14 protein-coding genes are annotated in these 20,974 nt (G+C 53.0%); 10 read left to right on the top strand and 4 right to left on the bottom strand.

What is annotated here, in order from left to right:
- The first annotated feature begins 33 nt into the window (after positions 1-33).
- On the top strand, positions 34-1,512 hold the full coding sequence (gene ilvC, locus KKH3_RS18860) for a ketol-acid reductoisomerase (RefSeq protein ID WP_010283900.1): 1,479 nt from the start codon (positions 34-36) through the stop codon (positions 1,510-1,512).
- 102 nt (positions 1,513-1,614) lie between these two features.
- On the opposite strand, the gene putP is transcribed toward ilvC, so the two are convergent.
- On the bottom strand, positions 1,615-3,099 hold the full coding sequence (gene putP / locus KKH3_RS18855; RefSeq protein ID WP_039363267.1) for a sodium/proline symporter PutP: 1,485 nt from the start codon (positions 3,097-3,099) through the stop codon (positions 1,615-1,617).
- A 196-nt stretch (positions 3,100-3,295) separates the two neighbouring features.
- Between putP and putA the strand changes: the two genes are divergently transcribed.
- On the top strand, positions 3,296-7,264 hold the full coding sequence (gene putA / locus KKH3_RS18850) for a trifunctional transcriptional regulator/proline dehydrogenase/L-glutamate gamma-semialdehyde dehydrogenase (RefSeq protein ID WP_039363264.1): 3,969 nt from the start codon (positions 3,296-3,298) through the stop codon (positions 7,262-7,264).
- Positions 7,265-7,327: 63 nt separating this feature from the next.
- Here the strand turns inward: putA and ppiC are convergent, their stop codons facing one another.
- A complete protein-coding gene (gene ppiC, locus KKH3_RS18845; protein ID WP_015842110.1) occupies positions 7,328-7,609 on the bottom strand; it encodes a peptidylprolyl isomerase PpiC in 282 nt (93 codons plus the stop codon).
- Positions 7,610-7,769: 160 nt separating this feature from the next.
- On the opposite strand from ppiC, the gene rep reads away from it, so the two are divergent.
- The gene (rep, locus tag KKH3_RS18840) at positions 7,770-9,791 is read left to right on the top strand and encodes a DNA helicase Rep (protein WP_039363261.1); all 2,022 of its coding nucleotides are present in this window, start codon (positions 7,770-7,772) and stop codon (positions 9,789-9,791) included.
- Positions 9,792-9,813: 22 nt separating this feature from the next.
- On the opposite strand, the gene ppx is transcribed toward rep, so the two are convergent.
- Together ppx and rhlB are read right to left on the bottom strand one after the other, a co-directional pair.
- Entirely contained in the window at positions 9,814-11,310 is a 1,497-nt protein-coding gene (gene ppx, locus KKH3_RS18835) for an exopolyphosphatase (RefSeq protein ID WP_039363258.1), read from the bottom strand.
- A gap of 6 nt (positions 11,311-11,316) precedes the next feature.
- Positions 11,317-12,606 (bottom strand): ATP-dependent RNA helicase RhlB, encoded by a 1,290-nt coding sequence (gene rhlB, locus KKH3_RS18830; protein ID WP_039363256.1) that lies wholly within the window; start codon positions 12,604-12,606, stop codon positions 11,317-11,319.
- Positions 12,607-12,724: 118 nt separating this feature from the next.
- Here rhlB and trxA point away from each other — a divergent pair, with 118 nt between their 5' ends.
- The 7 genes from trxA (at position 12,725) to rffG (ending at position 20,945) form a co-directional block, all read left to right on the top strand.
- Positions 12,725-13,051 (top strand): thioredoxin TrxA, encoded by a 327-nt coding sequence (gene trxA / locus KKH3_RS18825; protein WP_010283883.1) that lies wholly within the window; start codon positions 12,725-12,727, stop codon positions 13,049-13,051.
- Positions 13,052-13,542: 491 nt separating this feature from the next.
- Positions 13,543-14,802: a transcription termination factor Rho gene (gene rho, locus KKH3_RS18820; RefSeq protein ID WP_010283881.1), complete on the top strand. Its 1,260-nt coding sequence runs from the start codon at positions 13,543-13,545 to the stop codon at positions 14,800-14,802.
- 290 nt (positions 14,803-15,092) lie between these two features.
- Positions 15,093-16,190: a UDP-N-acetylglucosamine--undecaprenyl-phosphate N-acetylglucosaminephosphotransferase gene (wecA, locus tag KKH3_RS18815; protein WP_139338669.1), complete on the top strand. Its 1,098-nt coding sequence runs from the start codon at positions 15,093-15,095 to the stop codon at positions 16,188-16,190.
- Positions 16,191-16,211: 21 nt separating this feature from the next.
- Complete coding sequence (wzzE, locus tag KKH3_RS18810; protein WP_039363250.1) at positions 16,212-17,258, top strand: ECA polysaccharide chain length modulation protein; 1,047 nt, start codon at positions 16,212-16,214, stop codon at positions 17,256-17,258.
- Positions 17,259-17,325: 67 nt separating this feature from the next.
- On the top strand, positions 17,326-18,450 hold the full coding sequence (wecB, locus tag KKH3_RS18805; RefSeq protein ID WP_039363247.1) for a non-hydrolyzing UDP-N-acetylglucosamine 2-epimerase: 1,125 nt from the start codon (positions 17,326-17,328) through the stop codon (positions 18,448-18,450).
- Positions 18,451-18,618: 168 nt separating this feature from the next.
- On the top strand, positions 18,619-19,881 hold the full coding sequence (wecC, locus tag KKH3_RS18800; RefSeq protein WP_039363243.1) for a UDP-N-acetyl-D-mannosamine dehydrogenase: 1,263 nt from the start codon (positions 18,619-18,621) through the stop codon (positions 19,879-19,881).
- Complete coding sequence (rffG, locus tag KKH3_RS18795; protein WP_181939673.1) at positions 19,872-20,945, top strand: dTDP-glucose 4,6-dehydratase; 1,074 nt, start codon at positions 19,872-19,874, stop codon at positions 20,943-20,945. The genes wecC and rffG overlap by 10 nt, the downstream gene beginning before the upstream one ends.
- Positions 20,946-20,974 lie beyond the last annotated feature (29 nt).

Here is a 20,974-nt window from a genome sequence, read left to right as displayed (position 1 = left end):
AATAGACAAACCAAACCGTATACGGAGCACGACATGGCTAACTACTTCAACACATTAAACCTGCGTCAGCAGCTGGATCAATTAGGCAAATGCCGCTTTATGGGGCGTGATGAATTTGCCGATGAGGCGAGCTACCTGAAAGGGAAAAAAGTGGTGATCGTCGGCTGTGGTGCTCAGGGTCTGAACCAGGGTCTGAACATGCGCGATTCTGGTCTGGATATCGCTTACGCCCTGCGTGCTGAAGCGATTGCCGAAAAACGCGCATCATGGCGCAAAGCGACTGAAAACGGCTTCACCGTTGGCACCTACGAAGATCTGATCCCACAGGCTGATCTGGTGGTTAACCTGACGCCAGACAAGCAGCACTCTGCTGTGGTTCAGGCAGTACAACCGCTGATGAAACAAGGTGCAGCGCTGGGTTACTCTCACGGCTTCAACATCGTTGAAGTGGGCGAGCAAATCCGTAAAGACATCACCGTTGTGATGGTGGCTCCGAAGTGCCCAGGTACGGAAGTACGCGAAGAATACAAGCGTGGTTTCGGCGTACCAACGCTGATCGCGGTTCACCCAGAAAACGATCCGAAAGGCGAAGGCATGGCCATCGCTAAAGCCTGGGCTGCGGCCACCGGTGGCCACCGTGCTGGTGTTCTGCAATCCTCTTTCGTTGCAGAAGTGAAATCTGACCTGATGGGTGAGCAAACCATCCTGTGTGGTATGTTGCAGGCTGGCTCTCTGCTGAGCTTCGACAAACTGGTTGCGGAAGGCACCGATCCGGCTTATGCAGAAAAACTGATTCAGTTCGGCTGGGAAACCATCACCGAAGCGCTGAAGCAAGGCGGGATCACGCTGATGATGGATCGCCTGTCGAACCCAGCGAAACTGCGTGCTTACGCACTGTCTGAGCAACTGAAAGGCATCATGGCGCCGCTGTTCCAGAAACACATGGACGACATCATCTCCGGCGAATTCTCCAGCGGCATGATGGCTGACTGGGCGAACGATGACGTGAAACTGCTGACCTGGCGTGAAGAGACCGGTAAAACGGCATTCGAAAACGCACCGCAGTTCGACGGTAAAATCGCTGAGCAGGAATATTTTGATAACGGCGTGCTGATGGTTGCGATGGTGAAAGCGGGCGTTGAGCTGGCGTTTGAAACCATGGTGAGCTCTGGCATCATCGAAGAGTCGGCTTACTACGAATCACTGCATGAGCTGCCGCTGATCGCCAATACCATCGCGCGTAAGCGTCTGTATGAAATGAACGTGGTGATCTCTGATACCGCAGAATACGGTAACTACCTGTTTGCGAATGCTGCTGTTCCATTGCTGAAAGATGCGTTCATGGCATCTCTGCAACCGGGCGATCTGGGCAAAGCGGTCGCGGGTACCGAAGTAGACAACGCACAGCTGCGTGATGTTAACGAAGCTATCCGTAACCACCCAATCGAAACCGTAGGCCACACGCTGCGCGGTTACATGAAAGATATGAAGCGTATCGCCGTTGCGGGTTAATTCCTGTCGGTGATCGAAATAGAAGAGGGCACAGCATTAGCTGTGCCCTCTTTTTTTGAGCTTTTTTATCGCCGGACTTTTGTCGCAATCAAACGTGTTTGATCAAACAGACTTATATTCTGCTTCTGCTTGATTGAAGCGGTCGGTAATTGCTTTTGATGGCGCTTTACCCAGCAGGCTGACGATGAAAATAGTCAGGCAGTTGAAGATGAAACCGGGGATGATTTCATACAGACCCAGCCAGGCGTACTGTTTCCAGATCAACACCGTTGCCGCACCCACGATCATACCGAGCAGTGCGCCGTTACGCGTCATACGTGGCCACAGCAGAGAAATCAAAATCACTGGCCCGAATGCGGCACCGAAGCCTGCCCAGGCATAGCTCACCAGACCCAGCACGCGGTTTTCCGGGTTAAGCGACAGCGCGATAGCGATGATCGCCACTAACAGCACCATGGCACGCCCCACCCAGACCAGCTCTTTCTGGCTGGCATTTTTGCGCAGGAATGGCTTGTATAAATCCTCGGTGATGGCGCTGGAACAGACCAGCAACTGGCAGCTCAGTGTACTCATCACGGCCGCTAGAATCGCAGACAGCAGCACGCCGGCAATCCACGGATTGAACAGCAGCATGGACAGCTCGATAAAGACGCGCTCGCTGTTTTGCGCCACGTTGCCAGCCTGATCCGGGTTATTGTTAAAGTAGGCGATACCGAAGAAGCCTACCGTTACGGCACCGGCCAGACAAAGAATCATCCAGGTCATACTGATACGGCGTGCGCTGTGGATCGTGTGGTGTGAATCCGCGGCCATAAAGCGCGCCAGAATGTGCGGCTGGCCGAAATAGCCCAGACCCCAGCCCATCAGCGAGATGATAGCGACGAAATTCAGCCCTTTAAACATATCCAGATTGGCCGGGTTTTTCGCTTCAATCACCATTAGCGAGGTGTCTATTCCTCCCAGCGATAAAATGACCATCACCGGCGTCAGAATCAGGGCGAAAATCATCAGGCTGGCCTGAACGGTGTCCGTCCAACTGACGGCCAGAAAGCCGCCGATAAAAGTATAGGCGATGGTGGCCGCTGCGCCTGCCCATAAGGCGGTGCCGTAGCTCATGCCAAAGGTGCTTTCAAACAAACGCGCCCCTGCTACCACGCCAGATGCACAATAGATGGTGAAGAAAATCAGGATGACTAACGCGGAGATCACGCGCAGCAATTTACTGTTATCTTCAAAACGGTGGGTGAAATAGTCAGGTAGGGTGAGCGCGTTGTGGTTGATTTCGGTGTGTACGCGCAGGCGTCCGGCGACCCATTTCCAGTTCAGGTATGCGCCTAACGTCAGGCCGATAGCGATCCAGCTTTCAGAAATACCGGAAATGAAAATGGCACCCGGTAACCCCATCAGCAGCCAGCCGCTCATATCAGAAGCGCCAGCCGACAGGGCAGTGACCACGCTTCCCATCCGACGTCCGCCCAGAATGTAATCGCCAAAGTTATTGGTGGCGCGGTAGGCAAACAGGCCGATGAGGACCATCCCGAAAATATACACCAGAAACGTCACCAGCATGGGTGTGCTAATTGTCATTCAACTCTCCACATTATTTTTCGTGCCGCTGTCGCGGCGACGCTGTGTTTTATCGTCATCACTCAGGCCGGAACGAGGTCTGGAGGTGATAAGGGGTTGCAACCGCTCCATTTGTTAACAAGGTTGCACAAAGTTGCAACATGGTTGATATTGGCGTTATCCCGATGTGCATCTTCTTATTACAGGAGTGGACTCTATGGGCTCTACCACGATGGGTGTCAAACTCGATGAGGAAACGCGCGAACGCATCAAGGCGGCAGCACAGCGTATTGATCGCACACCGCACTGGCTGATCAAACAGGCTATTTTCCATTACCTCGAACGCCTCGAAAGTGGCCTCGACACTCCTGAAATACCGCAATGGGCGAACGTCAGCCACATTGAAGCGGAAGAGATTATGCCGCAATCTCAGGAAGAAGAAACCCACCTACCCTTTCTTGATTTTGCTGAGCATGTTCTTCCTCAGTCCGTTATCCGCGCCGCCATTACTTCTGTTTACCGCCGTCCCGAAAGTGAACTGGTGCCTATCTTGCTTGAACAGGCAAGACTTACCGATGAAATGTCGCAGTTAACGCAGAAACTGGCTTATCAACTGGCAGAAAAATTACGCGGTCAGAAAGCCGGAAATGGGCGCGCGGGCATTGTGCAAGGATTGCTACAGGAATTCTCACTTTCTTCTCAGGAAGGGGTGGCGTTGATGTGTTTAGCTGAAGCGCTGCTGCGTATTCCTGATAAATCCACGCGTGATGTGCTGATTCGCGACAAGATCAGTCGGGGAAACTGGCAGGCGCATCTAGGTCATAGTTCGTCGCTCTTCGTGAATGCCGCTACCTGGGGGTTGCTGTTTACCGGAAAGTTGGTGGCGACACACAATGAAGCCCACCTGTCGACTTCGCTTAACCGTATCATCGGGAAAAGCGGTGAGCCGCTTGTTCGCAAAGGCGTCGATATGGCGATGCGACTGATGGGGGAGCAATTTGTTACAAGGGAAACCATCGGTGAGGCGCTGGCAAATGCCCGCGAACGGGAGAGTAAAGGCTTCCGTTACTCTTACGATATGTTAGGTGAAGCCGCGCTGACGGAGCACGATGCTGCCGCCTATCTGACGGCCTATCAGCAGGCGATTCACGCTATCGGCAAAGCCTCGAACGGGCGCGGAATTTATGAAGGGCCGGGTATCTCCATCAAACTGTCGGCGCTGCACCCCCGCTATAGTCGGTCACAGTATGATCGGGTGATGGAAGAACTTTATCCACGTTTGTTGATGCTGACGCTGCTGGCACGTCAGTACGATATCGGGATCAATATCGATGCAGAGGAAGCCGACCGACTGGAGATCTCGCTCGATCTGCTGGAAAAACTCTGCATGGAGCCACAGCTGGCGGGGTGGAACGGTATCGGATTTGTCATTCAGGCTTATCAGAAACGCTGCCCGTATGTCATCGATGCGCTGATTGAGCTGGCACAGCGCAGCCGTCGACGTCTGATGATTCGTCTGGTGAAAGGGGCGTACTGGGACAGTGAAATCAAGCGCGCGCAGGTTGACGGGCTGGAAGGCTATCCGGTTTACACGCGTAAGGTCTATACCGATGTCTCTTATCTGGCGTGCGCCCGCAAGCTGCTGGCCGTACCGAATCTGATTTACCCGCAGTTCGCCACGCACAACGCGCAGACGGTAAGCGCGATCTACCACATGGCGGGCAACAATTATTATCCCGGCCAGTATGAGTTTCAGTGCCTGCACGGCATGGGTGAACCGCTTTACGATCAGGTGGTGGGCGCGGTTGCTGACGGAAAACTAAACCGTCCGTGTCGTATTTATGCGCCGGTCGGCACCCATGAAACGCTGTTGGCTTATCTGGTACGACGCCTGCTGGAAAACGGCGCGAATACCTCATTTGTTAATCGCATTGCGGATACCTCAATGGCGCTGGAAACGCTGATTGCCGATCCGATTCGTGGCGTAGAGGCGCTGGCAAAAGTGGAATGGAGCATGGGCGCACCGCATCCCAAAATTCCTCTGCCGCGTCAGCTATATGGGCTGGAACGGCAGAATTCGAGCGGGCTGGATCTCTCGAGTGAGCATCGACTGGCTTCGCTCTCCAGCGCGTTGCTGAATCACGCGTCCCAGCCGTGGTACGCCGCACCAATGATTGAGGGGGAAAGCGAGGCGAGTGAAGAAAGGCCGGTCGTGAATCCCGCCGATGTACACGATGTGGTTGGCTATGTTCGCGATGCCTCCGTGGCAGATGTTGAACTGGCGATAGAAACGGCGGTGCATGCTGGTTCTATCTGGTTTGCGACGCCGCCCGCAGAGCGTGCCGCGATATTGAATCAGGCCGCCTCGCTGATGGAAGGGCAGTTGCAAAGCCTGCTGGGGCTGCTGGTGCGGGAAGCGGGTAAATCTTTCAGTAACGCGATTGCGGAAGTGCGCGAAGCGGTGGACTTTTTACACTATTACGCGGCGCAGATTCGGGATTCATTCACCAATGATACCCATCGTCCGCTGGGGCCGGTGGTTTGTATCAGCCCGTGGAATTTCCCGCTGGCGATCTTCACTGGACAAATTTCTGCCGCGTTGGCGGCAGGAAACAGCGTGCTGGCGAAGCCCGCTGAACAGACACCGCTGGTTGCGGCGCAGGCGGTGCGTATTTTACGGGAAGCGGGTGTCCCTCAGGGCGTACTGCAACTGCTGCCCGGACAGGGAGAAACGATTGGTGCGGCGCTGGTGAACGATGAACGGGTACGCGGCGTGGTGTTTACCGGATCGACGACCGTTGCCAAAACCCTGCAACGCGGTATCGCGGGCAGGCTCGATCCACAGGGGCGTTTGACGCCGCTGATTGCCGAAACGGGTGGCCTGAATGCGATGATTGTCGATTCATCTGCGCTGACGGAACAGGTGGTAAATGATGTTATTGCCTCTGCATTCGACAGTGCCGGACAGCGTTGCTCGGCGCTGCGCCTGCTGTGCCTGCAAGAGGATATCGCGGATCGCACTCTGGCTATGCTGCGTGGCGCGATGGCGGAGTGTCGAATGGGGAATCCTGAGCGGCTATCGACCGATATCGGCCCGCTGATTGACGCCGAGGCGAAAGAGAACGTGGAGCTGCATATCCAGACGATGCGGGCGAAAGGCCATACGGTATTTCAGGCAGCGTATCCGCAGGATGAGGAGACGTGGCGACATGGGACGTTTGTGAAACCGACCCTGATCGAACTGGGCAAGATAGACGAGCTGAAAAAAGAAGTTTTTGGTCCAGTTTTACACGTCGTTCGCTATCAAAGCCAGCAGTTGGATGCAGTCATTGAGCAAATCAACGCAGCGGGATACGGCCTGACGTTGGGGGTGCATACCCGCATTGATGAAACTATCCTCCGTGTGACGGGCCAGGCGAAGGTGGGTAACCAGTATGTGAACCGCAATATGGTCGGTGCCGTCGTCGGCGTTCAACCGTTTGGCGGGGAAGGCTTATCGGGAACCGGACCAAAGGCTGGCGGGCCGCTTTATCTGTACCGCTTGCTGACACATCGGCCGGACGATGCGCTTGCGGCAGAATTCGCACAGCAGAACCGCGAACAGGCGTTGGATATGTCTGCTCGATCGTCGCTGCTGACGGGGCTACAGGCGCTAGAGGACTGGGCGATTGCCGGGGAGCGTCACGGGCTGGCGGCGTTATGCCAGCGCTACAGAGAATATAGCGTGAGCGGGACAACGCTATTGCTGCCCGGCCCGACAGGGGAACGTAATTCCTACACGCTGCTGCCGCGTGAGCGGATTCTGTGTCTGGCGGAGAATGAGGACGATCGCTTGATTCAGACGGCTGCGGTGCTGGCGACAGGCGGAAAGCTGCTATGGCCGGAAGGTGAGCACGAGAAAGTGCTCTATGACCGTCTACCTGCTGAGGTGCAGTCTCATATTCAATTCACGCCCGATTGGCTGCGGCACAAGGTGTCTTTTCATGGCGTCATTTATCATGGGGATGCCGATCGGTTACGGCAGTTGAGTGAGGTGCTTGCAACGCGCGATGGCCCGATTATCCAGCCGTTAGGCTATGCGCAGGGCGAGACCCACGTTCAGTTGGAACGGCTGCTGACTGAACGCTCTCTGAGCATTAATACCGCCGCCGCAGGCGGCAATGCTAGCCTGATGACGATAGGTTAAGAAAAAACGCGCCAAACCGGAAGGTCGGCGCGCTTTTTATGTTTGTGGGCGTCGTAGGACGACTTAGTTGCGGTACAGCACCTTGATCACATGGTAGCCAAACTGGGTTTTCACTGGACCAAACGGTTTCAGCAACTCGCAGGAAAACACCGCCTTATCGAAAGCCGGCACCATGTCGCCTTTACGAAACTCACCTAAATCGCCGCCGTTACGTTTTGACGGGCAGGTCGAGTGCTTCTGTGCCAGTTTCTGGAAGTCGGCACCTTTTTCCAGTTGAGCAAGAATATCGTTAGCCTGCTGTTCAGTGTCTACCAGAATGTGTAGGGCTGCTGCGGTATTTGCCATGTTATTACCTTTTTTGCAAAAGAGATTCCACCGCGCAATGTAACATTTGCAACGCAAGATGTGGACTGCGATGTGCTTTCCTTAATAACAAATCCCTGGTCAAGATCGATACGGCTTTCTGCTACAATCGCCTTCCGTTTTATGAGTGAGCAAGATCGTTATGCGCTTAAACCCCAGCCAACAACACGCCGTCGAATTCGTCACCGGACCTTGTCTGGTTCTGGCGGGCGCAGGTTCAGGCAAGACCCGCGTTATCACCAACAAAATCGCGCACCTTATTCGCCAGTGTGGCTATCAGGCTAGGCACATTGCCGCCGTGACGTTTACCAACAAAGCCGCACGTGAGATGAAGGAGCGTGTGGCGCAAACGCTGGGGCGTAAAGAAACGCGTGGGTTGATGATCGCGACTTTCCATACGCTGGGGCTGGAGATCATCAAACGTGAATACGTTGCGCTGGGCATGAAATCCAACTTCTCCCTGTTTGACGATCAAGACCAGATGGCGCTGCTAAAAGAGTTGACGGAGCAGTGGCTGGAAAACGATAAAGTTCTGCTGCAACAGCTGATCTCTACGATCTCAAACTGGAAAAACGATCTGATCGATCCTGCCGGTGCGGCAGCAACCGCTCGCTCCGAACGCGACAAGCTGTTTGTGCACTGCTACTCGCTCTATCACGACCACCTGCGCGCTTGTAACGTACTGGACTTCGACGATCTGATTTTGTTGCCTACGCTGTTGTTGAAACAAAATGTTGAGGTGCGTGAACGTTGGCAGAACCGCTTGCGCTACCTGCTGGTGGATGAATATCAGGACACCAATACCAGCCAGTATGAGCTGGTTAAACTGTTGGTCGGCAGCCGCGCGCGTTTCACCGTCGTAGGCGATGACGATCAGTCTATTTACTCCTGGCGCGGGGCGCGTCCACAGAATCTGGTGTTGCTACAGCAGGATTTCCCCGCGCTTGATGTGATCAAACTGGAACAAAACTACCGCTCATCCGGGCGTATTCTGAAAGCAGCCAATATTCTCATCGCCAATAACCCGCACGTTTTTGAAAAGCGTCTGTTCTCGGAGCTGGGTTACGGCGATGAACTCAAAGTGATTACCGCCAATAACGAAGATCACGAAGCGGAGCGGGTCGTGGGTGAGCTGATTGCCCATCACTTTATTAAAAAGACCCAGTACGGTGACTATGCCATTTTGTATCGTGGCAATCATCAGTCGCGCTTGTTTGAAAAGATGCTGATGCAGAACCGTATCCCGTATCGTATCTCCGGCGGTACGTCCTTTTTCTCCCGACCTGAAATCAAAGATTTACTGGCTTACCTGCGCGTACTGACCAATCCGGACGATGACAGCGCGTTCTTACGCATTGTGAACACGCCTAAGCGTGAGATTGGCCCTGCGACGATGAAGAAACTAGGCGAGTGGGCAGGGCAACGTAATAAAGGTCTGTTCAGCGCAAGTTTTGATCTTGGGCTGAGCCAGTCGCTGACCGGCCGTGGGCTGGAATCCCTGCAACGGTTTACCCACTGGCTGGGGGAAATCGCCCGTCTGGCAGAGCGTGAACCGGTAGCTGCCGTGCGAGATCTGATTCATGGGCTGGACTACGAAAGCTGGTTGTATGAAACCTCGCCCAGCCCAAAAGCCGCCGAAATGCGGATGAAGAACGTCAACCAGCTATTTAGTTGGATGACCGAAATGCTGGAAGGCTCCGATCTGAATGAACCGATGACGCTGACGCAGGTGGTGACGCGTTTCACGCTACGGGACATGATGGAACGTGGTGAAAGCGAAGAGGAGCTGGATCAGGTTCAGCTAATGACGCTGCATGCGTCCAAAGGCCTCGAGTTCCCGTACGTCTTTTTGGTTGGGATGGAAGAAGGCCTCTTGCCGCATCAGAGCAGTATTGATGAAGATAACGTCGATGAAGAGCGGCGTCTGGCATACGTGGGAATTACGCGTGCCCAGCGCGAACTGTTCTTCACATTGTGCAAAGAGCGCCGCCAGTATGGTGAGTTGGTGCGCCCCGAGCCGAGTCGTTTCCTGCTTGAATTGCCGCAGGATGATGTGGTGTGGGAAACGGAAAGAAAAGTGGTTAGCGCACAAGAGCGTATGCAGAAAGGTCAGACGAACGTCGCCAACATCCGGGCGATGTTAGCAAAAGCAAAAGGGGAGTAAAGCGTTCTCCCCTATATGCTTGTTAAGCGGGAGTTTCTTCCAGCATCAGCGGCCAGTGTACGTAACTCTGCCAGCGGCTTTCTTGTTCCAGCATTTCTGCCCGTAACGGGTGCTGAGCTAGCCAGCCAGCGGGCAGAATCAAACGCAATGCTTCACCTTCTACGCGCAACCGTACTGCTGGCAGCGTGTCATCGCGGCGGCGGCTGGCAAAAATAATCGCCAGGCGCAACAGGCGGCACAGGCGCTGTGCCTGATTAACTGGCAGCGCATTTTGCTGACTGAGCGGCATTAAATCGACAGGGTTAATCTGGTTTTGCAGGAGTGTGGCTAACAGCTTTTTCTGGGCGGGCGTAAAGCCAGGGAGATCGCTATGGCGAATCAAATAGGCTGCATGCTGGGGTGACTGGCGAAAATCAATACTCAAGCCGATTTCGTGCACCAGACAGGCGCTGCGCAGTAACTCGCGACATCGGTTATCTAACTGCCAGTCACGAGCAACCTGTTGCAGAAAGTTATCTGCCAGCGTGCTGACGCGTTTAGCCTGTTCGGTATCCAGCAGATAGCGGCGTTGCAGCGTCGCCAATGTGCGATGGCGGATATCCTGGTCGACGGGCAGATGCAGCATGCCATAGACCAGCCCTTCACGCAGCGCACCTCCGGCCAGCGTCATCGTTTTGATGTCGAGTTCCTGGAAGATCGCCAGCAGAATGGCTAATCCGCTAGGAAAAACCAGCGCGCGTTCCAGCGTCAGGCCATCAATTTCCAATTCTTCCAGCTTATCGCACTGAATCGCATGCTCTTTAAGCTGTCTGAGTTTCGGCAGAGTAATATATTCATCCATTCCCTGCGCGACCATAATTTCCTGTAGCGCTTGAACTGTGCCGGAAGCACCGACGCAGATTTGCCAGCCCTGTTCGCGTAGCGAAGCCGCGACAGGACGCAGCATTTCACGCGCCGCCTGCTCAGCGCGTTCAAAGTTACCGGCTTCCAGATTACGGTCGCTGAAGTAACGATCCAGCCAGGTTACGCATCCCATCGGGAGGCTGATCAACTGCGTCGTTTTTGCGCCGATTCCCGTTGCCAGTTCGGTACTGCCACCGCCAATATCCACGACCAGACGCGCATCTGGGCCACCTGTCGTATGTGCTACACCTTGATAAATCAAGCGTGCTTCTTCTTCACCGCTGATAACCTGAATCGGCAAGCCCAGAATTTCCTGAGCCCGTTGCAAAAACTCGTCAGCGTTCGTTGCCAGTCGTAGGGTTGCGGTAGCGACGACGCGCACCTGATCCTGCGGAATGTCCTGCAAGCGTTCAGAGAACAGTTGTAGACACTGCCAGCCACGCTGCATCGCTTCCTGCGAGAGCCGATTCTGCTTATCCAGTCCTGCCGCAAGGCGGACTTTACGCTTTATTTTCGCCAGCGTCTGAATGCTGCCTGCGGTTTCCCGGGTGACCAGCATATGAAAGCTGTTCGAGCCGAGATCGATGGCAGCGTAAAGTGAAGAAGAGCTCAGCATCGACGGTTAGTCCGCTCGTTTACGGTTATTTCGGGGCGCTCCGCTGCGGCGCGGCGCATTGTGTCGGCGCGGGCCATTATTGGAACGCGGTGGACGCGTTAAACGCTTCGGCGCGGGTAAATCACTCATCAGCGCGTCACTGTTGTATTTGCTGACAGGGATACCGTGACCGATATAGGTTTCGATAGCGGGAAGGTTCAGCGCGTACTCTTCACAGGCCAGGCTGATAGAGAATCCGCTTTGTCCTGCACGGCCCGTACGGCCAATACGGTGAACGTAGTCTTCGCAGTCATCCGGCAGATCGTAGTTGAAAACGTGGGTAACAGAAGGTATATGCAAACCGCGTGCTGCAACGTCCGTTGCCACCAGAATATCCAGATTACCTTGGGTAAATTCTTCCAGAATACGCAGGCGTTTTTTCTGTGCGACGTCGCCCGTCAGCAGCCCAACGCGATGACCATCGGCAGCCAGATGACCCCAGATGTCTTCGCAGCGGTGTTTGGTATTCGCGAAAATAATGCAGCGATCCGGCCACTCTTCTTCCAGCAGCGTCTGGAGCAGGCGCATTTTTTCTTCATTGGACGGATAAAACAGTTCTTCTTTAATGCGGTGGCCGGTTTTTTGTTCCGGTTCAACTTCCACGTACTCGGCGTTATTCATCTGTTCAAACGCGAGTTCACGCACTCGGTAGGAGAGCGTAGCGGAAAAGAGCATGTTTAGTCGCTGCGCCGCTGCGGGCATGCGGCGGAATAGCCAGCGAATGTCTTTGATAAAGCCGAGATCGTACATACGATCGGCTTCGTCCAGCACGACGACCTGAATCGCGCCCAGATTGATGTGGTTCTGCTTAGCGTAGTCGATCAGGCGACCGGTGGTGCCGATCAGAATATCAACGCCGCTTTCCAGCACTTTAAGCTGTTTGTCGTAGCCGTCGCCACCGTAGGCTAAACCTAATTTTAGCCCAGTTGCATGAGACAGCGCTTCTGCATCAGAGTGAATCTGGACAGCCAGTTCACGGGTTGGTGCCATAATTAAAGCACGCGGCTGATTGGTCTGACGCTCTGCGTTTGCAGGGTGTGAAAGCAGATAATGGAAAGTAGACGCGAGAAAAGCCAGCGTCTTGCCGGTACCGGTTTGCGCCTGACCCGCCACATCACGCCCTGACAAAGCTAATGGCAGAGCTAACGCCTGAATAGGCGTACAGTTATGAAACCCTTTACTTTCAAGAGCTTCAATAACCTGCGGGTGCAGGGCGAAGTCGGAAAACTTCTGTTCAGTTAAGTGTGTTTTGCTCATAGTGTGGTAGAATATCAGCTAACTATTGCTTTACGAAAGCGTATCCGGTGAAATAAAGTCAAGCCGTTGTTGGTTAATGCTACACCAACAAGGTAGAAATAATCCTGCGGAGTAAAATATGAGCGATAAAATAATTCACCTGACTGATGACAGCTTCGGCACGAAAGTATTGCAAGCTGAGGGCGCTATCTTGGTTGATTTCTGGGCTGAGTGGTGTGGTCCTTGCAAAATGATCGCTCCTATTCTGGATGAAATCGCCGAAGAGTTTGAAGGCAAACTGACGGTTACCAAGCTGAACATTGATGAAAACCCGGCTACGGCACCAAAATATGGTATCCGTGGTATTCCTACTCTGCTGCTGTTTAAAAACGGTGAAGTGGCTGCGACGAAAGTCGGCGCACTGTCCAAAGGGCAACTGAAAGAGTTCCTGACGGCGAATCTGTAATTAGCTTGGCTCCTTAGGGGGTTGCCGGCGGGCGCAATTGGGCAATATGCAATTCTCATATTGACTGCTTGCCGCTCGTCGGGAAGCGTGTTAGATTCTTTATCACTGCATATCGTACTTGCCTATGTTTAAGCCCTTAGGCTTAAGCCTGAAAGTTAGAGTCTAAAGCATTATTCTGTGTCGAAATCGAAAAAATCGTTGTTTTACAAGGTCATTGTTCTACAAAACGATTGTTTTACAACACGTTTGTGATCCGATTTGGGCAGTCTACTAGTTTTACAATAATTGGTTTTATGTGTCTTCGATCTCCTGCCGTTGATTTATGCGGATATCGTTTATGCGGATGTCGTTTTGCGCGGATGTAATGCGCTTCAGGTGTGAAACCAGACAGGAATCCGGTGGTTGAAGGCTGTTATAGAGGCACGGATGTTCCTGCCATACCATTCACGTTAATAGTTCGAGATTTACCCCGAGTTAAAGAACCCACCACTATGAATCTTACCGAATTAAAGAATACGCCAGTTTCTGAGTTAATTACTCTTGGCGAAAATATGGGACTGGAAAACCAGGCCCGCATGCGTAAACAGGATATTATCTTCGCTATTCTGAAACAGCATGCCAAAAGCGGCGAGGATATTTTCGGCGATGGTGTGCTGGAGATATTGCAGGATGGCTTCGGCTTTCTCCGCTCCGCAGACAGCTCCTACCTCGCAGGCCCCGATGATATCTACGTTTCTCCCAGCCAAATCCGCCGTTTTAACCTCCGCACTGGTGACACCATTTCTGGCAAGATTCGTCCGCCGAAAGAAGGTGAACGCTACTTTGCGCTGCTGAAAGTTAACGAAGTTAACTACGACAAACCTGAAAACGCCCGTAACAAGATCCTGTTCGAAAACTTAACGCCGCTGCACGCAAACTCTCGTCTGCGTATGGAACGTGGTAACGGTTCGACAGAAGATCTGACGGCGCGTGTGCTGGATCTGGCTTCGCCGATCGGCCGTGGTCAACGTGGTTTGATCGTTGCACCGCCGAAAGCGGGTAAAACCATGCTGTTGCAGAACATCGCGCAGAGCATTGCTTACAACCATCCTGACTGCGTGCTGATGGTGCTGCTGATTGACGAGCGTCCGGAAGAAGTGACCGAGATGCAGCGTCTGGTGAAGGGTGAAGTGGTTGCGTCAACGTTTGATGAACCGGCTTCCCGTCACGTTCAGGTTGCTGAAATGGTGATCGAAAAAGCGAAGCGTCTGGTTGAGCATAAGAAAGACGTTATCATCCTGCTGGACTCCATTACCCGTCTGGCGCGTGCCTACAACACCGTGGTTCCGGCTTCGGGCAAAGTGTTGACAGGTGGTGTGGATGCTAACGCCTTGCATCGTCCGAAGCGTTTCTTCGGTGCGGCGCGTAACGTCGAAGAAGGCGGTAGCCTGACAATCATCGCCACCGCGCTGGTTGATACCGGTTCCAAGATGGACGAAGTGATTTACGAAGAATTTAAAGGTACAGGTAATATGGAACTGCACCTGGCGCGTAAAATCGCAGAAAAACGCGTGTTCCCGGCGATTGATTACAACCGTTCCGGTACGCGTAAAGAAGAACTGCTTACCACCTCTGAAGAATTGCAGAAGATGTGGATTCTACGCAAGATTATCCACCCAATGGGTGAGATTGACGCGATGGAATTCCTCATCAACAAGTTGGCGATGACGAAAACCAACGATGAATTCTTCGATATGATGAAACGTTCATAAATCCGGGCGTTCATCTATATATACCCTAAATCATTCGAGTTGCAGGACAAAACGTTAACGTTTTGAACAACGCACATGCGGCTTGATGTATGGCGGGTACATTACGGATAACTCGGGGAACGCCACGCTGGGTCGTGGCGTTTTTTTATCCCCTCATTGATCGGACGTGAAGGGGCTTTCTATTGAGAAGCCTCGGTTATCACTCAATTTGTGCTGGCGATCAATGTGGGCGATAGGATATAAGGCGTAAACCGAGTCTATACTGAACAGCTACAGCGCAGCTGTTAACGGTGAACTTACTCACTATGAGTACCGAATTACTATTTATTTTCTTGTTTTCTTTAGGCTTTCTTTTTTTTGCTCGCAGCATCGCGGGTAAAATAGGTCTTGTCGATCGTCCCAACTACCGTAAACGCCATCGGGGTCTTGTGCCTCTGGTTGGCGGTATCTCCGTGTATGCGGGGATCTGCTTTACCTACTTCATTACCGATCAATATATCCCCAACTTCCGTCTTTACCTGCTGTGCGCGGGTGTACTGGTGTTTGTCGGCATGCTGGACGATCGTTTTGATATCAGCGTGAAAATTCGTGCTGTTGTGCAGGCGTTTGTTGCCGTAGTGATGATGGCTTTCGCGGGCTTGACGATACACAACCTGGGATACATTTTCGGTCCGTGGCAGATGGGCCTGGGGCCGTTTGGCTATCTGGTCACGCTGTTTGCCGTTTGGGCGGCGATTAATGCGTTCAATATGGTGGACGGGATCGATGGATTGCTTGGCGGAATGTCCAGTGTCTCATTTGGGGCGATGGGGATTTTGCTGTATCTGAGCGGCCACACGAATCTGGCATTGTGGTGCTTCGCCATGATTGCCGCGACCTTACCTTACATTCTGCTTAATCTCGGTATGTTTGGATCACGCTACAAGGTGTTCATGGGCGACGCAGGTAGCACGATGATTGGCTTCACGGCCATCTGGCTCCTGATTCAAACAACGCAAGGCCCACAGCATCCGATTAATCCAGTTACTGCATTGTGGATCATCGCTATTCCGCTGATCGATATGATCGCCATCATGTATCGGCGTTTGCGCAAAGGGATGAGTCCGTTCTCGCCTGACCGGCAGCACATCCATCATTTAATGATGCGGGCTGGTTTTTCTTCCCACCAGGCGTTTGTGTTGATTACGCTTGCTGCCGCCTTGTTGGCTGCGGTTGGCGTGTTGGGAGAATATTTCTTTTTTATACCCGAATGGATTATGTTGGCATTATTCTTGCTTACATTTCTACTGTATGGCTACTGCCTGAAACGAGCATGGCGGGTCGCCCGTTTTATCAAGCGAATCAAACGCCGTATGCGGCATTCTGATGAGCAAAAGCAGTCATCCTGACCAAATAATTTTGGGGAAGTAATGAAATCAGAGAACTTGTCTACCGGGAATGCGTTGATTGATAACGAACTGGATATCCGTGGTTTATTTCGCCTGTTGTGGCGTGGAAAGGTGTGGCCGATAGCGTTCGGCCTGCTTTTTGCCGTCGTGGCACTAGGCTATTCCTATCTTGTGAAACAGGAGTGGAGCGCGACAGCGATTACCGACAAGCCGACGGTCAATATGCTGGGGGGCTATTATTCACAGCAGCAATTCCTGCGTAACCTCGACGCTCGATCTTTTTCTACGCCTCAGCCAGAGCAACCGTCTATTTCGGCTGATGCTTATGATGAATTCATCATGCAATTAGCGGCTTACGATACCCGCCGCGATTTCTGGTTGCAGACCGATTATTACAAGCAGCGGCTGGAAGGTGATGCAAAGGCGGATGCCGCTCTGTTGGATGAGCTGGTCAACAACATTCAGTTTACGCCGCGTGACGACGGGAAAAAAACCAATGATTCCGTGAAGCTGGTGGCGGAAACCTCTGCGGATTCCAACACGTTGCTTCGTCAGTATGTGGCTTTTGCCAGCCAGCATGCAGCCAGTCACCTGAATGAAGAGATCAAGGGTGCCTGGGCTGCCAGAACCATTTTCATGAAGTCGCAGATCAAGCGTCAGGAAGCGGTAGCGAAAGCGATTTACGATCGCGAAGTCCGTAGCATTGAACTGGCGTTGAAAATCGCTCAGCAGCAAGGTATTAGCCGTAGTCAGACGGATACACCCGCAGACGAAATCCCCGCATCGGAAATGTTCCTACTTGGCAGGCCGATGCTTCAAGCCCGACTGGAGACGTTGCAGACCAGCGGCCCGCATTACGAACTGGATTACGATCAAAATCGCGCGATGTTGGCGACGCTGAACGTTGGTCCAACGCTTGAAGCCGCTTTCCAGACGTATCGTTATTTGCGTACGCCGGAAGAGCCGGTGAAGCGCGACAGCCCACGCCGGGCATTCCTGATGGTGATGTGGGGGGCGATTGGTGCGCTCGTCGGTGCGGGTGTTGCCTTGGCTCGCCGTCCGCACTAACCAGCTTGCTGATTCGCGTCTGATGCTCAGCGAGCGTCTGCGTCTAACCTGATTAAAGAGATTCAATGTGAAAGTATTGACTGTTTTCGGCACCCGGCCGGAAGCCATAAAAATGGCACCGCTGGTTCATGCCTTGGCTCAGGATGGAGCCTTTGAATCGAGGATTTGCGTGACAGCCCAGCACCGGGAGATGCTGGATCAGGTACTGCGCTTGTTCGATATTACGCCGGATTACGATCTGGATATTATGCGACCGGGACAGGGACTCAGTGAGATATCCTGCCGGATTTTATCGGGACTTGAACCCGTTATGGCAGAGTTCAAACCGGATCTGGTGCTGGTACACGGCGATACCACCACGACGTTGTCAACCAGTCTGGCGGCTTTTTATCAGCGTATCCCCGTCGGCCATGTAGAAGCGGGATTGCGTACGGGCGATCTCTACTCGCCTTGGCCAGAAGAGGCTAACCGCAAACTGACCGGGCATTTGGCGATGTACCATTTCGCCCCGACAGAAAATTCACGCCAAAATTTACTGCGTGAGCATCTGTCTGGCCGGCATATTTTTGTGACGGGTAATACGGTGATTGATGCGCTGTTCTGGGTGCGCGATCGTATTCTCGGGGACGCTGCGTTACGCCGCAGCCTCGATGAAAAATATGCTTTTTTAGACGACAACAAGAAGCTGATTCTGGTTACCGGACACCGCCGTGAGAGTTTTGGCGGCGGTTTTGAGCGCATTTGCAGCGCGCTGGCAGATATCGCCCGTCGACACCCAGAAGTACAAATTGTGTATCCGGTTCACCTGAATCCTAACGTCAGTGAACCAGTGAATCGCATCCTGAGCGGCATTGATAATGTGATGCTGATTGCACCGCAGGACTATCTGCCTTTCGTGTATTTGATGAATCGTTCTTACATGATTTTGACCGATTCTGGCGGCATTCAGGAAGAGGCGCCGTCGTTAGGCAAGCCCGTCTTGGTGATGCGTGATACGACAGAACGGCCGGAGGCGGTTGAAGCGGGGACGGTTAAGCTGGTAGGTACGGAAGTCACCAGCATTGTCGATGCAGTCTCTGTGCTGTTGACGGATGAAGAAGCGTATCAAGCAATGAGCCGCGCCCACAATCCTTATGGTGATGGACAAGCCTGTCAACGCATCGTTGATGCTTTAAAAAATCATAGGAAATGATTTTTAGCGCCGTCCTGCGGCGACCCGATTTACAGAATGCAAACGGTGATAATGGAATAGAAGAGTAAAGCGTTTGCGCCAGGGAGGTATTCACAGCGTCTTTACGATCTATCCATTATCACCGCTTAATGCATATCTCAGTATCCGAGAAATAATTATGGTGACACTATGAGCTTTACTACCATTTCCGTAATCGGTTTGGGCTACATCGGTTTACCCACTGCCGCGGCGTTTGCGTCGCGCCAGAAAAAAGTCATCGGTATCGATGTGAACAAACTGGCGGTCGAAACCATTAATCGCGGCGAGATCCATATCGTCGAGCCCGATCTGGATTCGTTAGTCAAAGTCGCTGTAGAAAATGGTTACCTCCAGGCTTTGACAAAGCCTGTGCCAGCCGATGCTTTTCTGATCGCCGTTCCTACCCCTTTCAAAGGCGATCACGAACCCGATCTGGCCTATGTTCAGGCGGCTGCGGCATCCATCGCGCCTGTTCTGAAGAAAGGCGATCTGGTGATTCTGGAATCAACATCCCCGGTGGGGGCGACGGAGCAAATGGCCGAGTGGCTGGCCGACGCCCGCGCGGATTTGACGTTTCCGCAGCAGGTTGGGGAAACGGCGGATATCAATATTGCCTATTGTCCTGAGCGCGTGCTACCGGGGCAGGTCGTGGTCGAACTGATTAAAAACGATCGCGTCATTGGCGGGATGACCCCAGTGTGCTCTGCCCGTGCGAGTGAACTGTATAAAATCTTCCTCGAAGGTGAGTGTGTGGTTACTAACTCCCGCACCGCCGAAATGTGCAAGCTAACGGAAAACAGCTTCCGCGACGTCAATATTGCTTTCGCCAATGAGCTTTCGCTGATTTGTGCCGAACAAAACATTAACGTATGGGAACTTATCCGATTGGCAAATCGCCATCCTCGCGTCAATATCCTGCAACCCGGCCCTGGCGTCGGTGGACACTGCATCGCAGTCGATCCCTGGTTCATTGTGGCGCAGAACCCGCAGCAGGCTCGGTTGATTCATACCGCCAGACTGGTGAACGATGGTAAACCGCTCTGGGTGGTCGATCGTGTAAAAGCGGCCGTGGCGGATTATCTGGTGAAAACGGATAAACGTGCCAGCGAGGTTACGGTGGCCTGCTTTGGGCTGGCGTTCAAGCCCGATATTGACGATCTGCGTGAAAGTCCCGCTGTGGGGATTACGTCCATGATTGCACAATGGAATACCGGTGTGACGTTAGCCGTCGAACCGAATGTCAAACACCTGCCGTCCGTGTTGGCCGGACAGGTAAAACTGGTCGATACCAGCAGTGCATTAAAAGAAGCCGATGTGCTGGTAATGCTGGTCGACCACCGTCAATTTAAAGCGATTAACTCAGAAGATGTGAAACAACAGTGGGTTATCGATACCAAAGGAGTATGGCGTTGAAACGTATTTTAATTACCGGTGGTGCTGGATTTATTGGTTCAGCGTTGGTCAGATACATTCTGACGGAAACGCAGGACAGCGTCGTTGTTGTCGATAAGCTGACCTACGCGGGCAACCTATCTTCGCTGGCACCGGTCGCTGCTAGCGAACGTTTTGCGTTCGAACAGGTGGATATCTGCGATCGTGCTGAACTGGACCGTGTCTTTACGGCTTATCAGCCTGCGTTGGTGATGCATCTGGCGGCAGAAAGCCACGTCGATCGTTCTATCGATGGCCCGGCGGCATTTATCGAGACCAATATTGTCGGCACCTATACGATGCTGGAAGCGGCACGCCACTACTGGCAGAACTTGGCTGATGCGGACAAGAGTGCGTTCCGTTTTCACCATATCTCTACCGATGAAGTGTTTGGTGACCTGCACGGAACGGACGATCTGTTTACAGAGACTACGCCTTATGCGCCAAGCAGCCCTTATTCCGCATCGAAAGCCTCCAGCGACCACTTGGTTCGCGCCTGGCTGCGCACCTACGGGTTCCCGACCATTATCACCAACTGCTCGAATAACTACGGCCCTTACCATTTCCCAGAGAAGCTGATTCCGCTGGTGATCCTGAATGCGGTCGCGGGCAAACCGTTACCGGTTTACGGTGACGGCGCGCAAATCCGTGACTGGCTGTTTGTCGAAGACCACGCTCGTGCATTGTACAAAGTAGTAACGGAAGGCGAAATCGGCGAGACGTACAACATCGGTGGTCATAACGAGCGCAAAAACATTGAAGTCGTGCAGACCATTTGCGCGTTACTCGAAGAGCTGGCACCGAATAAGCCCGCTGGCATAGAGCATTACCGCGATCTCATCACCTATGTGAAAGACCGCCCAGGCCACGATATGCGTTATGCGATCGATGCCGGGAAAATTGAACGTGAGCTGGGCTGGCGTCCAGAAGAAACGTTTGAAACAGGCATGAGAAAAACCGTTAGCTGGTATCTGAATAACGAAAAATGGTGGCGCAGCGTGCAGGATGGTTCTTATACCGGCGAGCGTTTAGGGTTGAACGACTAACCCTGTGCCTGACCCAGATGGCGGAAATG

This window comes from Pectobacterium actinidiae (assembly GCF_000803315.1).
In the GTDB taxonomy this organism is placed as follows: domain Bacteria; phylum Pseudomonadota; class Gammaproteobacteria; order Enterobacterales; family Enterobacteriaceae; genus Pectobacterium; species Pectobacterium actinidiae.
This window is presented reverse-complemented; position numbering and strand designations above follow the sequence as displayed.

Excerpts from the sequence above, each read along its gene's own strand:
- wzzE (WP_039363250.1), top strand. The coding sequence starts at position 16,212 with ATGAAATCAGAGAACTTGTCTACCGGGAATGCGTTGATTGATAACGAA.
- ppx (WP_039363258.1), bottom strand. The coding sequence starts at position 11,310 with ATGCTGAGCTCTTCTTCACTTTACGCTGCCATCGATCTCGGCTCGAAC.
- wecC (WP_039363243.1), top strand. The coding sequence starts at position 18,619 with ATGAGCTTTACTACCATTTCCGTAATCGGTTTGGGCTACATCGGTTTA.
- putP (WP_039363267.1), bottom strand. The coding sequence starts at position 3,099 with ATGACAATTAGCACACCCATGCTGGTGACGTTTCTGGTGTATATTTTC.
- ilvC (WP_010283900.1), top strand. The coding sequence starts at position 34 with ATGGCTAACTACTTCAACACATTAAACCTGCGTCAGCAGCTGGATCAA.
- rho (WP_010283881.1), top strand. The coding sequence starts at position 13,543 with ATGAATCTTACCGAATTAAAGAATACGCCAGTTTCTGAGTTAATTACT.
- rep (WP_039363261.1), top strand. The coding sequence starts at position 7,770 with ATGCGCTTAAACCCCAGCCAACAACACGCCGTCGAATTCGTCACCGGA.
- ppiC (WP_015842110.1), bottom strand. The coding sequence starts at position 7,609 with ATGGCAAATACCGCAGCAGCCCTACACATTCTGGTAGACACTGAACAG.
- trxA (WP_010283883.1), top strand. The coding sequence starts at position 12,725 with ATGAGCGATAAAATAATTCACCTGACTGATGACAGCTTCGGCACGAAA.
- rffG (WP_181939673.1), top strand. The coding sequence starts at position 19,872 with ATGGCGTTGAAACGTATTTTAATTACCGGTGGTGCTGGATTTATTGGT.
- putA (WP_039363264.1), top strand. The coding sequence starts at position 3,296 with ATGGGCTCTACCACGATGGGTGTCAAACTCGATGAGGAAACGCGCGAA.
- rhlB (WP_039363256.1), bottom strand. The coding sequence starts at position 12,606 with ATGAGCAAAACACACTTAACTGAACAGAAGTTTTCCGACTTCGCCCTG.